Origin of the sequence: Streptomyces sp. NPDC050422 (assembly GCF_044458665.1) — a bacterium.
Lineage (GTDB): Bacteria > Actinomycetota > Actinomycetes > Streptomycetales > Streptomycetaceae > Streptomyces.
The window spans coordinates 72,932-87,793 of sequence record NZ_JBITIE010000019.1; the positions used below are offsets into that span (position 1 = coordinate 72,932).

The following is a 14,862-nucleotide window of genomic DNA, read 5'->3' on the forward strand; positions in this document are numbered from 1 at the left end:
CTTCCCCGCCATGTTCAAGAACTTCTGGTACGCGGTCGAGTTCGCCGACCGCGTCGGCCGCAAACCCGCCAAAGTGGTCTGTCTGGGCCAGAGCCTGGTCCTGTACCGGACCAAGGACGGCAAGCCCGTCGCCCTGTCCGACCTCTGCGCCCACCGCGGCGCTGCTCTCTCCGGCGGCAGCCTCTCCGACGACTGTGTCGTCTGCCCGTACCACGGCTGGCGTTTCGACCCCGAGGGCGCGTGCACGTCGATCCCGGCCAACATGCCCGGCCGCGGGATCCCCAGGAAGGCCCGCGTCGACTCCTACCCGGCGTGCGAACGCTACGGATTCGTCTGGGTGTTCATGGGCGACCTGCCGGAGGCGGAACGCCCCCCGATCCCGGTGTGGCCCGAGTTCGACGACCTGGTCGAGAACGGCGGCAGATACCGCGTGGTCACCGGCGAGTACCTGTGGAACTCCAACTACGAACGGGTACTGGAGAACGGCTGCGACATCGCCCACACCCCCTTCGTCCACGGCGCCGCCTTCGGCAACCCCGACCGGCCCGAGGTCGAGGAGTACACCGTCGAACAGCCCGACGAGTGGTCGGCGTTCGCCACCGTGTCGATGCACCCGCCGGCGGCCAAGGGCCTGTGGTCCAAGCTCTACGCCGACCGCAAGTCCCAGGGCGAGGAGCGCCCGCCGGTGGTCACCACCGCAGGCTGGATGCTTCCCAACCTGGTCAAGCTGCATGTGCGGCTGCCGTTCGGCAACATGATCATCTACGACACCAACATCCCCGTCGACGAGACCACCACCCTCGTCAAATGGGTGGCCCTGCGCGACTTCTTCACCGGCTCCTGGGCCGACGCGAATGCCCGCAAGCGGGTCTACCGCATCTTCGGCCAGGACGCCCCCGTCGTGGACGCGACCCGTCCGGAGCTCCTGCCCGCCGACCTCGGCGCCGAACTCCACCTGCGTTCCGACATGATCTCGGTGGCCTACCGCCGCCGGCGCCAGGAACTCGCCGCCAAGGGCTGGGCGGTGGGGTCCGGCGACCGGATCACCGGCGACGTGCCCGAACGCACATCCACCGTGATCGCCTCGCCGAGCCGCCGCGACGTGCCCGAGTTCGGGCGCGCCTGGGAGCAGAAGGCCCACGGATTCCACCCGACGGTCGAAGGCGCCGAACAGCCCGACGCCCGGGCGCCCCGGAGCGCCGAACAGCCCCCCGCCCAGCCGACGGCCGAGAGCGCCGACCGGTCCGCCGCCCACCCGGAGAGCGAGTGACCACCATGAACAGCGCCCCCGCCCCGGCCAGCCCGCCCACCGCACTGTCCCTGCGCATCCTGGACCGCCTGGTCGCCGCCACCCGAGTCACCGAGGTCCCCACCCCCTGGGCCGCCCTCACCTCGACAGCCTTTCCCGGACCGGCCGGCTCCGTCCGCTGCTTCACCGGTGACGGCCCGGTCGCCTCCGTCGTCCACATCTCCCTGGTGGTCCCGCCCATCGGGCTCGACAGCCACATGGTGTTCGCCTTCGGTGCCGCCGACGACCCGCTGCCCCACTTCACCCTGGACGCCGTGCGGACCGGCGACTCCTACGCCTTCCATCTCGACCTGGTGCAGCGCGCCGACCTCGCCGCCCACGGCGACTACACCGACCACGTCTACGGACCCCTCACCGCACCGTTCGAGAAGGCCGCGGACATCGCCGGAATCGCCCCGGCGCACATCGGCCCCCGCCAACGGGCCCTGATGTCACCGTGGATGCTGGCCCACCGCGCGGACGACGCCGCGTTCGCCGAGGTCGGCCCGATCGCCGACGCCTACCTCGACCACTGGCTCGCCATCGCCGCCGACTTCCCCGCCCGGGCCGCCGACGACGTCGAGCACACCGCCCTCGCCGACCGCGACCACCGGATGCGGGAGCTGCTGTTCAGCCCGGAGATCGACGCCGTCTGGGCGCAGGTCGAGCGCCTGGTCGGCCCCGTCGTGACGGACGGACTGCGCGCCCTGCTGATCACCGGCCGCCCGGCCGTGGAGGAGACCCCGTGACCGAGAACCAGGCCCAGGCCGAAGCCGCCGGTCCCAGCGTCTGGCAGCAGCGCATCGCCGGCGAATGGCACGGCCGCCCCTCCCTGTTCGACGCCACCGGCACCTGGTGCGGCTACGAGGACATCCGCCGTTCGTCCGAGTACACCGACGGCGCCACCGTCTATCGCATGGACGGCGGCCTCGAAGGCGGCGGCCCGCTCGCCGGCCGGTTCCGGCTCGCCGCCCCGTTCGCCTTCGGCGTCACCGACGCGGACGACAACCGCGTCTACGTCGGTCCCGACTTCCACGGCAGCGGACAGCCGTACGGCACGTTCGTCGACGCGCGCTACTACGGGCCCGGCTGGCAGGTGGGCCTCAACACCTGGAACCACGTGCTGCCCGACGGCGACACCCAGGTCTACTCCTCGGTGCTCTACCAGGGCTGGACCGTCGTCGGCTGCTTCAACGGCGTCTACCGGCGCACCACCGACCACGACGAGAACCCCGCCACCCGTGAGGCGGTCGCCGCCCACCTCGCGGCCGAGACCCGCTGCGGCCCCGTGCCGTGGATCCTGCCCACCAAGCAGTCGGGCACGTTCGCGGGGGAGTGCGAGGTGTGGGACGCGCACCAGAAGCGCCTGGGCACCGTCCTCGTCGAGGACCGCCTCACCCCGCTGGACCTGCTGCGCACCGAGCACCACCTCAGCTGGTCCGGAAGCGGACTCGACCGCGAAGCCACCGTCGTTCGCCGCCGCGACGGCACCCGCGAGTTCTGGGAGGGCCCCGGCGCCTGGGGCAACGCACAGGCCTTCGGCCGCGCCAACTTCCCTGTCTGGCACTTCGCGGACGGCGGTGCGCAGCGCGTCGTCGGCCGCGAGTACGCGCTCGACGCCACCCCCGGGATGAGCGCCGGCGGCCGGCTCGCCGTCACCTACGAGGTCTTCGACGGGCAGGTCCTCGCCGCCGTGCTGCACGGCGTCCTGGACTGGAGCGCGTCATGACCGCCGAAGGGCCCGTCGTGGTCGTCACCGGTGGCACCCGGGGCATCGGCCACGGACTGGCCCGCGCCTTCCTCGACCGGGGCTGCCGCGTCGCGCTGTGCGGACGCACCGCCGAGGCCGTCCGGGAGGCCGTGGTCCGCCTCGACGCACCGCCGGACCGGCTGATCGGCAGACCCGCCGACGTCACCGACCGCGTACAGCTCGCCGCGCTGTGGGAGGCGGCTCTCGACGCGTTCGGCACCGTCGACGTGTGGATCAACAACGCGGGCGCCGTGACCGCCCGCCGCCCGCTGTGGGAGCTGACCGAGGTCGAGGTCGGGGCGGTCCTCGACGCCAACCTGATGGGCGTGGCGAATGGTTCGGCCGTCGCCACGGCAGGGTTCCTCGCACTCGGCCGCGGTGCCGTGTGGAACATGGAGGGCTTCGGCTCGGACGGCCGCGTGCTGCCCGGCCTCGGCGCGTACGGCGCCACCAAGAGCGCCGTCACGTACCTGACCCGCGCCCTGGCCGCCGACCTCCGCGCGCACGCCGCCACGCACCCGCACGACGTGCGGGCCATGGCCCTGTCGCCCGGCATGGTCGTCACCGACGTCCTCACCCACGGGTACACGGCGCAGGAGTACGAGAAGGCCCGCAAGGTCTTCGACATCCTGGCCGACACCGTCGAGACCGTCACGCCCTGGCTCGCCGCCCAGGTCCTGTCCGGCCGCACCCGCAACGGTGGCCGGGCCGCCTGGCTCACGCGCCGCAAGGCCGCCGGGCGCTTCGCCGGCGCGGCCTTCCGGCGCCGTCACGTCATGCCTGACCATCCGTCCGGTACCCCGGTGCCGGCGCCACAGAACGAGGAGACAGGCCGATGAGCGACCTCGCCTACCCGGTGTCGCTGGCCGTCGAGGACTTCGTCCCCGTGCTGCTGACCGCGTGCGCGGCGGCCCGCCTCGTCGCGCCCGCCGCCCGGACCGGCCGCGCCGGCCGTCACCTGGCCGTCTCCGCCACCGCGCTGATCGCTGCCGGGGGCCTGTCCAAGGCCGGGTGGAAACTGATCGTGGCACTCGACGGCCCCGACATCCAGCCGCTCAACAAGGCGCTCTTCCCCCTGTTGTCCGCCGGTTTCCTGCTGCTGGCCCTTGCCCTGCTGCGGTTCAGGCTGCCCGGCGGGCCGGAGAGCGGGGGCGGCGCTCCGGCCGGCGGCAGGCTGCCCTGGGTGTTCGCAGGGTTGTGGGCGGTGGTGGCCGGCGCATCGGCGGCATTCGCCTCGACCGCCCCCGTCATGGCGCTGACCATCGCGGCCGTCACCGTGTGCGCCGTACGGCTCATCCTCCTGGCCCGCGCCGCCGGTGACACCCTCGCCGCATCGGCGGCAGGGTTCTGGCTGCTGGGCATGTACGTCCTCGGCCCACTCGCCTCGCGCCCGGACCAGAGCGTGGCACTCCAGTGGGTGGAGCAGTCCTGCAACACGCTCACCCAGGCCGCGGCGGTCCTCGCCGCCTGGCGGCTCGCCCCCGTGCTGTCCGCAGCGGCCGCCACCCCCGCGGACCCCGGCACCCCCTCCGCCCCCGACGCCCGGACGGTGACCTCATGACTGACGCCCTCGGCTGGCGCCGCAAGTTCGGCGTGATCGCCCCGAGTACCAACACCATCGTGGAGCCCGACTTCTACCGGATGGCCGTGCCCGGCGTGACGGCCCACTTCTCCCGCATCCACATCCGTGACCAGGACATGGACGGCGACGCCGGCATGGAGCGCCTCCTGGACCAGATCCGCGCCGAGATCGGCGGAGCCTGTGACCGCGTCATGACCTGCGAGCCGGACTACATGGTGATGGGCATGTCCGCCGAGACCTTCTGGGGAGGGGTCGAGGGCAACCGGGAGTTCATCAAGCAGATCCACGACATCACCGGCCTGGAAGTGGCCACCGGGGCCCAGGCGTGCGAACGGGCCCTGCACCTCTACGGTGCCCGCCGCATCGCGGTGGTGACGCCCTACCAGCCGGTCGGCGACGAGAACGTGCGGCGCTTCTTCACCGAACTCGGCTTCGAGGTCGCCGGTATCACAGGACTGCGCTGCCCCACCGCGGTGTCCATCGCCCATGTCGCGGAGGACGAACTGCGGGAGGCGCTGACCTCGCTCGCCGCTCTGCCCGGCGTCGACGCCGTTGTCCAGTGCGGCACCAACCTGTCGATGGTGCGGCTCGCCGACGAGGCCGAACGGTGGCTCGGTCTGCCCGTCATCGCCATCAACGCGGCCACCTGGTGGATGGCGCTGCGGGACAACGGGTTCACCGAGCGGATCGAGGGGGCGGGCAGCCTGCTCCGCGACCACTGAGGACCGCTGGACCTGACTGATCCTCGTGGTCCTCACCCAGCTCCGACTCGCCCGCCCCCTGGCGGTGGACCTGCACCGACCATGGGAGAAGCCAAGTCCCGCGGACGGATTTGCCCCTGCACGAGTCCGCCGCGGTTTTCGGCACCTCCGGCCGAAGGCGGCCTGCCCAGCCGGAGCACCGAAATCCTCTCAGCCCGGCCCGGGACGGCCATCCGGTCGCAGAAACAACCCACCCACCCCACGCTATGACGTGCACACAATCGGCAACTGGAGCCCACAAAGCGACGAACCAAGAAGTCGACGACTCCACGTCCACGTCGCGCAGGTTGAAGATCAAGCCGGGCAGGCGGAGCCGCTGTGGACTCCGTCCGGCCGACTCCGGCCCTGCGGCCTCCGACCCGGCCGCCTCCGACCCGGCCGCCTCCGGCCCTGCGGCCCTCAGCCCGCGGCGCGGTGCGAGGTCCGGGGCGCCGGTGCCGGGGCCTGGGCCGCGCGGGTCACGTCGCCGACCAGCTCGACCACATCGGGGCCGTACGCCTGGGAGTTGACCACCTTCAGCAGCAAGCAGAAGGAGCTGTTCCCGTGCTTGCGGGCCAGCCGCTCGTAGTTGCGGGCCAGATAGCGGGACGCCGCCTGGTTGGTGATCGCCTGCTGCCCGCAGAACAGGAAGACCGGACGGGCCTCCTGACCGGCCGTCAGCCGGGCCAGCAGTACGTACTCGGCGACGCCCTTCTCCACCCGGTAGCGCTCCGAGCCGATCTGGAAGGCGTTGCGGTCCGGGCCGGGTTCGGCGTCCGTGTTGACCTTCACGCCGGGCAGCAGGGAGTGCAGGTGCGCGGCCATGCGGCGGTTGGAGACAGGGCCGCCGACGCAGAACTCGGTCCGTTCGCCGAACCCCTGCTGGGCCAGATCGTGGGACAGGATCTGGGCATGCGCCGAGCAGTCCTTGATCAGCGCGGAAAGTTCGAGCAGGGCGAAGACGTCGTGCCGGTGGACGGCGCCGTCACCGCCCGCGTCGCGGTTGACGACGAGCAGGCATTCCGAGTTCCCCGGCAGTCCGAAGAACGCCTGCTTGCGGCGGAGCTTTCGGCGCCAGAAATAGGTGCGCGCGAGCCAGCCGAGGGCGGCGCTGAGGCCGGCGGCTATCACGCCCAGCACGATGTTGCGTACGTCGTCAGTCATGGGCGGGCATGTTAGCGGGCATTCGGCCTCAAGTTCGAGGCGGTCCTGACGGGGCGGCCGGGGCGGCGTTACCCTGCGCGGACAATCCTTCACTGGAGGTGCGCATGAGGCGTTCCGTTGCGCGGAATGTGTCGTTGTTAGGTGTTCTCGCCGCCGTGGTGTCGGTCGGGGCGGCCGCCCCGTCCTCGTCCGCTCCGCCGACCGTGCCGCCGCCCAAATCCCCCGTGGCGGTGGGCTACGGAGGAGCGGTCTCCAGCGTCGACGCCGATGCGACGGCCGCCGGCATCGAGGTGCTGCGCAAGGGCGGCAACGCGGTGGACGCCGCCGTAGCCACCGCGGCGGCCCTCGGGGTGACCGAGCCGTACTCGGCGGGTCTGGGCGGCGGTGGCTACTTCGTGCACTACGACGCCCGCACCCGCACGGTGGAGACGATCGACGGGCGCGAGACCGCGCCGCGCAGCGCGGACTCCTCGCTCTTCCTGGAGAACGGGAAGCCCCTCGCGTTCGAGTCCGTCGTCACCAGTGGCCTCGGTGTCGGTACCCCGGGCACCCCCGCCACCTGGGACGCCGCGCTCGACGCCTGGGGCAGCAAGTCGCTCCGGCAGGTCCTGGCGCCGGCCGAGCGGCTGGCCCGCGACGGTTTCGTCGTCGACGGTACGTTCCGCTCGCAGACGGAGGGCAACCGGGCCAGGTTCGCCGACTTCCCCGCCACCCGGAAGCTCTTCCTGCCGGGCGGCGAACTCCCGGCGGTCGGCTCCGTCTTCAAGAACCCCGACCTGGCGCGTACGTACGAGGAGGTCGGCCGCAAGGGGGTCGACGCGCTCTACCGGGGCAAGCTGGCCGACGACATCGTGCGGACCGTACGCAATCCTCCCGTCGACCCCGCATCGACCCGGGTGGTGCGTCCGGGCGACCTCACCACGAAGGACCTGCGCTCCTACCGGGCATTGCGGCAGGCACCCACGAAGGTCGGCTACCGCGGGCTCGACGTCTACGGCATGGCGCCGTCCTCTTCCGGTGGTACGTCCGTGGGCGAGGCCCTCAACATCCTTGAGTCCACCGACCTTTCGAAGGCGAGCCAGGCGCAGTACCTGCACCGCTACATCGAGGCGAGCCGCATCGCCTTCGCGGACCGCGGACGCTGGGTCGGTGACCCGGCGTTCGAGGACGTACCGACGAAGGAACTCCTCAGCCAGCGGTTCGCCGACTCGCGTGAGTGCCTGATCAAGGACGACGCGGTGCTCACCAGCCCGCTCGCCCCGGGGGATCCGCGTCACCCCGGTGACTGCGCCGGTGCCGGGACTGCTGCCCCGACGACGTACGAGGGTGAGAACACCACCCACCTCACGGCCGCCGACAAGTGGGGCAACGTCGTCGCGTACACCCTGACGATCGAGCAGACCGGCGGCAGCGGCATCACGGTGCCGGGGCGGGGCTTCCTGCTCAACAACGAGCTGACGGACTTCTCGTTCGCGCCGGCCAATCCGGCCGTCCACGACCCGAACCTGCCCGGTCCGGGCAAGCGGCCGCGGTCGTCCATCTCCCCGACCATCGTGCTCAAGCACGGGAAGCCGGTGCTGGCCCTGGGGTCGCCCGGCGGCGCCACGATCATCACGACCGTGCTCCAGACGCTGATCGGCGCGGTCGACCGGGGCCTGCCGTTGGTGGACGCCATCGCGGCGCCCCGGGCCAGTCAGCGCAACGCGGCGGCCACGGAGCTCGAACCGGGGCTGTGGAACAGCCCGGTGCGGCAACAACTGGAGGCTCTGGGGCACGTCTTCAAGCTCAACCCGGAGATCGGGGCGGCGACGGGCGTGCAGCGACTGCCGGACGGGCGGTGGCTGGCGGCCGCCGAGACGGAGCGGCGTGGCGGCGGTTCGGCCATGGTGGTGAGGCCGGCCGGGTAGAGCTGATGATGTGTCAGTAGTGGTACGGGCGGGGTCGGTCGGACGCGGGAAGACGCGCGTCGGGCCGGCCCCGCGGCCTCGACGGGGGCATGCCGGGGGGCGTCTTGGCTGATGTCAGCAAGGGAAGACTCCTCACAGAAGGGCACCCCCTACGGTGCGCATGCGAACGCTTGCCCTCGCCACGCTCTCCGGCGCCGCCCTGCTCGCGTCCGGATCCCTGACGCCGGCCGCCCACGGCGGCGCGGCCTTCCGGCCCGACGTGTTCACGCCGGTACGGAAGGCACACCCGGCTCCGGTGCCGCACCTCACCCCCGCCGCCTATGCCCGTCCGGGGCGCGACCACGGCCCTGCCTCGCCCGCGCCGACCGCTTCCCCCACCCCTGACGAGACCGGGCAAAGGGCGGTCGGCGCGGCCGAGTTGCTGGCCAAGGTCTCGTCCTGCAAGCGGATCTCGAACGGTTCCTACCGTACGGACGAGGGTGCCTCGCCCTCCGTGCCGGTGTGCGGCATGAACGGGGCCGTGTTCTGGAAGGCCGACCTGGACATCGACTGCGACGGTCAGGTGACCAAGGCCTGCAACGTGGACACCGACCCGTACTTCCAGGGCGCCACCGCGTTCCACACCTCAGGCGACCGGCCGCTGAACGCGGAGGAACTCCCGTACGTCGTGGTGCCGAGCCGCAGCTCCCTCTGGGACTCCACCGACGCCGGGATCAAGGGCGGCAGCGTCGTCGCAGTCGTCCACGCGGGCAAGGTCGTGTACGCCGTCGTCGGTGACACCGGACCCGCCGGGATCATCGGTGAGGCCTCGTACGCCGCCGCCGAGGCGCTCGGGATCGACCCGGACCCGAGGGCCGGCGGTGCCGGGTCCGGCGTCACGTACATCCTGTTCAAGGACTCCGTCGTCTCGCCGATCGAGAGCCGTGGCGCGGCGGTGACCGCAGGAGAAGCTCTCGCCGGGGAGTTCCTGCGGAACAACTGACGGGGGCCTTCCGGCCGGGGACCGGTCAGAGGGCGGTCAGGATCCGGGGGCCGTCGTCCGTGATGGCCACCGTGTGCTCGGCGTGCGCCGCCCGGCTGCCGTCGGACGCACGCAGCGTCCAGCCGTCGCGGTCCGGGTGGTAGGCGTCCCCGCCACCGCCGATCAGCATCGGCTCGATGGCGAGCGCCATGCCGTGCCGCAGCGGCATTCCGCGGCCGGGCCGTCCCTCGTTGGGGACGCCCGGGTCCTCGTGCATGGACCGGCCGATGCCATGGCCGCCGAATCCCTCCGGGATGCCGTAGCCGGCCGTGCGGCAGACCGTGCCGATCGCGTGGGCGATGTCGCCGATCCGGTTGCCGACGACGGCTGCCGCGATTCCCGCCTCCAGGGCCTCGAAGGCCGTTTCGACGAGACGGGTGTCCGCGGGCCGGGCGCGGCCGACGATGAAGCTGATCGCGGAGTCCCCGCACCAGCCGTCGAGTGTCGCGCCCGCGTCGATGCTCACGAGATCGCCGTCACGCAGCCGCAGATCGTTCGGGATGCCGTGCACGATCGCGTCGTTGACCGATGCGCAGATCACGCCGGGGAAGGGCGTCGGCGCGAAGTGCGGCCGGTAGTTCAGGAACGGCGATCCGGCGCCGGCCTCGCGAAGGACCCCGCGGGCCACCTCGTCGAGTTCGCGCAGTGATACGCCGACCGCCGCCGCCTCGCGTGTGGCGGTCAGTACGTGCGCGACGACCCGGCCGGCCTCGCGCATGGCTTCGATGGATGTGTCTGTCTTGAGCTGCACCATGCCAATTACTATACCGGTCCGAGCGGTATTAGAATGACGGCATGGTACGAACTCCTCTCACCCCTGAAGAGCACCTGCGCGGCGAACGGCTCGGCCGGCTGCTCCGTGAGGCACGCGGTCGCCGCAGCATGGCCGACATCGCGGGATCTGCCGGAATCTCGGCCGAGACGCTGCGCAAGATCGAGACCGGACGTGCGCCGACTCCGGCGTTCTTCACCGTCGCCGCGGTCGCCGGGGCGCTCGGAATGTCCATGGACGAACTCCTCGTGCGATGTGCCCCGGAGCCGGAGACCGTTCCACTCGCCGGGTAACGGGACGGAGGGCGGGCGGGCCTGAGTAGGGTTGGGTCATGAGCCTCCAGGACTTCGCCCGCAGCGAGTACGTCAGCCTCACCACCTACCGGAAGAACGGCACCCCCGTCGCCACGCCGGTGTGGGCCGCGGCCGACGGGAACGAGCTGTTCGTCTGGACCAAGACCGATTCGTGGAAGATCAAGCGACTGCGCAACGACACCCGCGTCCGCGTCACCGTCTGCGACATGCGCGGGCGCGTCGCGGAGGGCGCCCCGAGCGCCGAGGGCACCGGCAGGCTGCTCGACGAGCAGGGCACCGCAGGGGTTCGCCGGGTCATGGCCCGCAAGTACACCTGGAAGTACTGGCTGCTCGACTACCCGGCGATGATCGTCCGGCTCGGCAAGCGGCAGCACACCGGGATCGCCATCACCTTCTGATCCCCGGGCCGGGCGTCGACGGGGCGCTCGCGCCAACGGGTGTGCGCCTGCCGGACCTTGGGCGAAAAGTGCGCGTAGCCGCCCCGTAACACGACTGCGGTCGAATGCCTGCGGACTGGAAGGCTCCAGTCGACGGCGGCCGAGGGCGTTGATGACGTTGCATCAGCATGCGGTGTCCATGGGGGAGTTCGCGCACCATCTGCGAGAGGTGGCCGAGCTACTCGATCCCGGGCGGGGTTGGTACGGAGTCTTCTGCCGACGTGATCCGGAGGGGATGCGGGCCTGTCTGGCGGGGGTCGAGATCCCGCCCTGGGACGTCGTGGAATCGCTCTTCGCCGATCTCGCGTCGGTGCGGGGTGCCGCGTTCGCGGAGCGCGCGGCCGTGCGTGCGGGCGAGCTCTACGCGGCCTCCGCCGCCGCCCACGACCGGCGCCCCGGTGGCCGGCGGCAACTCGGGGAGCGGCTGGAGCTCATGCTGCGGGAACAGGCGAACGCGGCCCAGCGGCTGAGCGCGGCCCGAACGGGCGGCGAGGCGGGCGCGGGGGACGTGGAGGCGGTCGCCTGGGCCCGTGACGACCACGCCCGGGCGTCGGCCCGCTGCACGGAGCTCCGCAGGAGGCTGGCCGCGGTGGCCGTCCCGACCGGCCGGGACCGCGCGGGGGATGGGGGCGCGCCTGGGGAGGGGACCGCACCGGGGCCCGCACAGGATCCCGCGGTCGCTCCGCAGGGCTCCGACCCCGCCCGGCAGCCCGAGCCGTCGCCCGCCCCCGCCCGCACACCGCCCCGCAGGAAGCCGCGGGGCGCGCGTTTCGCCGGGCTGGAGGTGGAGGAGCAGGGGCCTGCGGCCGCCGCGCCCGTCCTGCCCGTCCCGCCCGTGGCGGCCGCCCTGCCGCGCGGAGCCCGCTTCGGCGGCGCTCCCGGCGCCGAGCCCGCCCCGGCCGGGCAGGCCCCAGTGGCTCAGGACCCGGCCGTGCTGCGGTCCGCGCGCGCCACCGTCGGGGCCCTCGTACGGCTCCGGGCGCAGGGGCGCAGCGGTGAGGCCCACGGCGTGCTCTGCGAGGCGGCGGGCCGGCCCGCGGAGCTGTTGCCGGTCCTCGCCGTCGAGCTCCACCGCGCGGGGTTGGGCGCGGACTGGTCGACCCTGTTGTGGGAGGTCTCCTCGTTGCCCCCGGCCGGACTCGCGGCCGCGGTGGACGCGCTTGCCGGTGCGGGGCGCCCGGAGGACTGCGGCCACCTGCTGCGCCAGGGCGTGGCCCGGCCGGCCGCCGAGATCGCCGATGCGGTGACCGCCCTGGGCCGGGCCGGCCGCGGGCCCCAGGCGCAGGCGCTGCTCGGGGCCTTCGTCCGCGTACGGACACCGCAGGACGCGGCCAGGATCGCGGAGAGCGACCCGCGTCACCTCGTACCGCATCTGCTGGCGGCGGCGCGGACGGTGTCCGAGGCCCGGGAGCGGGATGTGGAGCACGCCCTGCGGGTGGCGGGCATCGGGTAGGGCCATCCGGCCCACCCCGGGCAATGGTCCGCACGGGTGCGAAACATGATCGACTCCGCTGGTTCACGGCGATGGTCTTGCCCTGCCCAGTGACGGGGCTTACGTTCTTGCCTACGCACGTGTCTACGGGCGTAGAAACGCGAAGAGGCTCTCTGACGCCGCGTCGAAGGAGCAGCTCATGTCCCACGTCGTACGCGCCGCACTCGTCCAGGCGACCTGGACCGGCGACACCGAATCCATGATCGCCAAGCACGAGGAACACGCTCGCGAGGCCGCCCGGCAGGGGGCGAAGATCATCGGGTTCCAGGAGGTGTTCAACGCCCCCTACTTCTGCCAGGTGCAGGAGCCCGAGCACTACCGCTGGGCGGAGGCCGTTCCCGACGGACCGACCGTGCAGCGTATGCGGGAGCTGGCCCGGGAGACCGGCATGGTGATCGTCGTCCCGGTCTTCGAGGTCGAACAGTCCGGCTTCTACTACAACACCGCCGCGGTCATCGACGCCGACGGGTCGTACCTCGGCAAGTACCGCAAGCACCACATCCCGCAGGTCAGGGGATTCTGGGAGAAGTACTACTTCAAGCCCGGCAACGTCGGCTGGCCCGTCTTCGACACGGCCGTCGGCAAGGTCGGCGTCTATATCTGCTACGACCGGCACTTCCCCGAGGGATGGCGTCAACTGGGGCTCAACGGAGCACAGTTGGTGTACAACCCGTCCGCGACCTCGCGCGGCCTCTCCGGCCACCTCTGGCAGCTGGAGCAGCCCGCGTCCGCCGTCGCCAACGAGTACTTCATCGCCGCGATCAACCGCGTCGGCCAGGAGGAGTACGGCGACAACGACTTCTACGGAACCAGCTACTTCGTCGACCCGCGCGGTCAGTTCGTCGGCGATGTGGCCAGTGACAAGTCGGAGGAACTCCTCGTCCGTGACCTGGACTTCGGCCTGATCGAGGAGGTCCGCCAGCAGTGGGCCTTCTACCGGGACCGCCGACCCGACGCGTACGAGGGACTGGTGGAGCCGTGAGCAGCCTGCACCACCGCCATCTCGCCGTCAGTCCCGAGTGGCTGGCGCTCTACTACCGGCACCCGCTGGAGATCACCCACGGCGAGGGCCGTCATGTCTGGGACGCGGACGGCAACCGCTACCTGGACTTCTTCGGCGGCATCCTCACCACGATGACCGCTCACGCGCTGCCCGAGGTCACCAAGGCGGTCAGCGAGCAGGCCGGGCGGATCATCCACTCCTCCACGCTCTACCTGAACCGGCCGATGGTCGAACTCGCCGAGCGCATCGCCACGCTCTCCGGCATCCCGGAGGCACGGGTCTTCTTCACCACCTCCGGCACCGAGGCCAACGACACGGCCCTGCTGCTCGCCACCACGTACCGCAGGTCGAACCAGATCCTCGCGATGCGCAACAGCTACCACGGCCGGTCCTTCTCCGCGGTCTCCATCACCGGCAACAACGCCTGGTCGCCCACCAGCCTGTCGCCGCTCCAGACGCTGTACGTGCACGGGGGCGTCCGCACCCGGGGGCCGTACGCGCACCTGGGCGACGGGGAGTTCATCGCCGCCTGTGTCGCGGACCTGGAGGACCTGCTCGGCCACACCCGGTCGCCCGCCGCACTGATCGCCGAACCCATCCAGGGCGTGGGCGGGTTCACCTCCCCGCCCGACGGCCTGTACGCGGCGTTCCGCGAAGTCCTGGACCGGCACGGCATCCTGTGGATCTCCGACGAGGTGCAGACCGGCTGGGGTCGCTCCGGCGAGCACTTCTGGGGCTGGCAGGCGCACGGGAGGAACGGGCCGCCGGACATCCTCACGTTCGCCAAGGGCATCGGCAACGGGATGTCGATCGGCGGTGTCGTCGCCCGTGCCGACGTCATGAACTGCCTGGACGCCAACTCCATTTCGACGTTCGGCGGCTCCCCGGTCACGATGGCCGCCGGCCTCGCCAACCTCTCGTACCTCCTCGAACACGACCTCCAGGGCAACGCCCGCAGGGTCGGCGGTCTGCTGATCGAGCGGCTGCGTGCGATCGGCGCGGCCTCGGAGTGCGTACGGGAGGTGCGCGGGCGCGGTCTGATGATCGGCATCGAACTGGTCAAGCCGGGCACGGACGAGGCGAACCCCGAAGCGGCCGCGGCCGTGCTCGAAGCGGCACGGGAGGGCGGCCTGCTCATCGGCAAGGGCGGTGGCCACGACACCAGCGTGCTGCGCATCGCCCCGCCGCTCTCGCTGGCCATCCCGGAGGCGGAGGAGGGTGCGGCGATCCTCGCCGAGGCGCTGCGCTCGGTGGGGTGAGAGGGGAGTGCGGGGGCACGCCGGCCCCCGCACACGCGTGTGCCCCACGGAAGGGCCGTCCCGCCGGGGACTGATCACGGGACAGCCCTGACGGGCGTGGGGCGGGCAGGAAGCCTGAGACGGCGTCGATCCG

At 72.0% G+C, this 14,862-nt stretch carries 15 protein-coding genes and 1 pseudogene; 14 read left to right on the forward strand and 2 right to left on the reverse strand.

Annotated features, from left to right (window positions below; genetic code table 11):
- The first annotated feature begins 10 nt into the window (after positions 1 to 10).
- The 7 genes and pseudogenes from ACIBJG_RS28315 to ACIBJG_RS28345 all read left to right on the forward strand — a co-directional run.
- On the forward strand, positions 11 to 1,270 hold the full coding sequence (locus ACIBJG_RS28315) for a Rieske 2Fe-2S domain-containing protein (RefSeq protein WP_399311602.1): 1,260 nt from the start codon (positions 11 to 13) through the stop codon (positions 1,268 to 1,270).
- Positions 1,267 to 2,037, forward strand: coding sequence for a hypothetical protein (locus ACIBJG_RS28320; RefSeq protein ID WP_399311604.1), 771 nt, complete (start codon positions 1,267 to 1,269; stop codon positions 2,035 to 2,037). The genes ACIBJG_RS28315 and ACIBJG_RS28320 overlap by 4 nt, the downstream gene beginning before the upstream one ends.
- Positions 2,034 to 3,017, forward strand: coding sequence for a hypothetical protein (locus ACIBJG_RS28325; protein WP_399311605.1), 984 nt, complete (start codon positions 2,034 to 2,036; stop codon positions 3,015 to 3,017). The genes ACIBJG_RS28320 and ACIBJG_RS28325 overlap by 4 nt, the downstream gene beginning before the upstream one ends.
- Positions 3,014 to 3,877: an SDR family oxidoreductase gene (locus ACIBJG_RS28330; protein ID WP_399311606.1), complete on the forward strand. Its 864-nt coding sequence runs from the start codon at positions 3,014 to 3,016 to the stop codon at positions 3,875 to 3,877. The genes ACIBJG_RS28325 and ACIBJG_RS28330 overlap by 4 nt, the downstream gene beginning before the upstream one ends.
- Positions 3,874 to 4,599, forward strand: a complete 726-nt coding sequence (locus ACIBJG_RS28335) for a hypothetical protein (RefSeq protein ID WP_399311607.1) — start codon at positions 3,874 to 3,876, stop codon at positions 4,597 to 4,599. The genes ACIBJG_RS28330 and ACIBJG_RS28335 overlap by 4 nt, the downstream gene beginning before the upstream one ends.
- The gene (locus tag ACIBJG_RS28340) at positions 4,596 to 5,342 is read left to right on the forward strand and encodes an arylmalonate decarboxylase (protein WP_399311608.1); all 747 of its coding nucleotides are present in this window, start codon (positions 4,596 to 4,598) and stop codon (positions 5,340 to 5,342) included. The genes ACIBJG_RS28335 and ACIBJG_RS28340 overlap by 4 nt, the downstream gene beginning before the upstream one ends.
- A gap of 1 nt (position 5,343) precedes the next feature.
- Positions 5,344 to 5,672: pseudogene (locus ACIBJG_RS28345) on the forward strand (transposase); the annotation flags it as partial.
- 108 nt (positions 5,673 to 5,780) lie between these two features.
- Here the strand turns inward: ACIBJG_RS28345 and ACIBJG_RS28350 are convergent.
- A complete protein-coding gene (locus ACIBJG_RS28350; RefSeq protein ID WP_399311610.1) occupies positions 5,781 to 6,524 on the reverse strand; it encodes a hypothetical protein in 744 nt (247 codons plus the stop codon).
- A gap of 104 nt (positions 6,525 to 6,628) precedes the next feature.
- On the opposite strand from ACIBJG_RS28350, the gene ggt reads away from it, so the two are divergent.
- Positions 6,629 to 8,431 (forward strand): gamma-glutamyltransferase, encoded by a 1,803-nt coding sequence (gene ggt, locus ACIBJG_RS28355; RefSeq protein ID WP_399311611.1) that lies wholly within the window; start codon positions 6,629 to 6,631, stop codon positions 8,429 to 8,431.
- A 160-nt stretch (positions 8,432 to 8,591) separates the two neighbouring features.
- On the forward strand, positions 8,592 to 9,413 hold the full coding sequence (locus tag ACIBJG_RS28360) for a glycoside hydrolase family 75 protein (protein WP_399311613.1): 822 nt from the start codon (positions 8,592 to 8,594) through the stop codon (positions 9,411 to 9,413).
- A gap of 25 nt (positions 9,414 to 9,438) precedes the next feature.
- On the opposite strand, the gene map is transcribed toward ACIBJG_RS28360, so the two are convergent.
- Positions 9,439 to 10,206 (reverse strand): type I methionyl aminopeptidase, encoded by a 768-nt coding sequence (gene map, locus ACIBJG_RS28365; protein WP_399311615.1) that lies wholly within the window; start codon positions 10,204 to 10,206, stop codon positions 9,439 to 9,441.
- A gap of 41 nt (positions 10,207 to 10,247) precedes the next feature.
- Here map and ACIBJG_RS28370 point away from each other — a divergent pair, with 41 nt between their 5' ends.
- The 5 genes from ACIBJG_RS28370 (at position 10,248) to ACIBJG_RS28390 (ending at position 14,729) form a co-directional block, all read left to right on the forward strand.
- Positions 10,248 to 10,517: a helix-turn-helix domain-containing protein gene (locus tag ACIBJG_RS28370; protein WP_399311617.1), complete on the forward strand. Its 270-nt coding sequence runs from the start codon at positions 10,248 to 10,250 to the stop codon at positions 10,515 to 10,517.
- Between the two features lie 38 nt (positions 10,518 to 10,555).
- A complete protein-coding gene (locus tag ACIBJG_RS28375) occupies positions 10,556 to 10,936 on the forward strand; it encodes a PPOX class F420-dependent oxidoreductase (protein WP_399311618.1) in 381 nt (126 codons plus the stop codon).
- 151 nt (positions 10,937 to 11,087) lie between these two features.
- Positions 11,088 to 12,428, forward strand: coding sequence for a hypothetical protein (locus tag ACIBJG_RS28380; protein WP_399311620.1), 1,341 nt, complete (start codon positions 11,088 to 11,090; stop codon positions 12,426 to 12,428).
- 178 nt (positions 12,429 to 12,606) lie between these two features.
- Positions 12,607 to 13,449: a nitrilase-related carbon-nitrogen hydrolase gene (locus tag ACIBJG_RS28385; protein ID WP_399311622.1), complete on the forward strand. Its 843-nt coding sequence runs from the start codon at positions 12,607 to 12,609 to the stop codon at positions 13,447 to 13,449.
- Positions 13,446 to 14,729: an aspartate aminotransferase family protein gene (locus tag ACIBJG_RS28390; RefSeq protein WP_399311624.1), complete on the forward strand. Its 1,284-nt coding sequence runs from the start codon at positions 13,446 to 13,448 to the stop codon at positions 14,727 to 14,729. The genes ACIBJG_RS28385 and ACIBJG_RS28390 overlap by 4 nt, the downstream gene beginning before the upstream one ends.
- Positions 14,730 to 14,862: the final 133 nt, after the last annotated feature.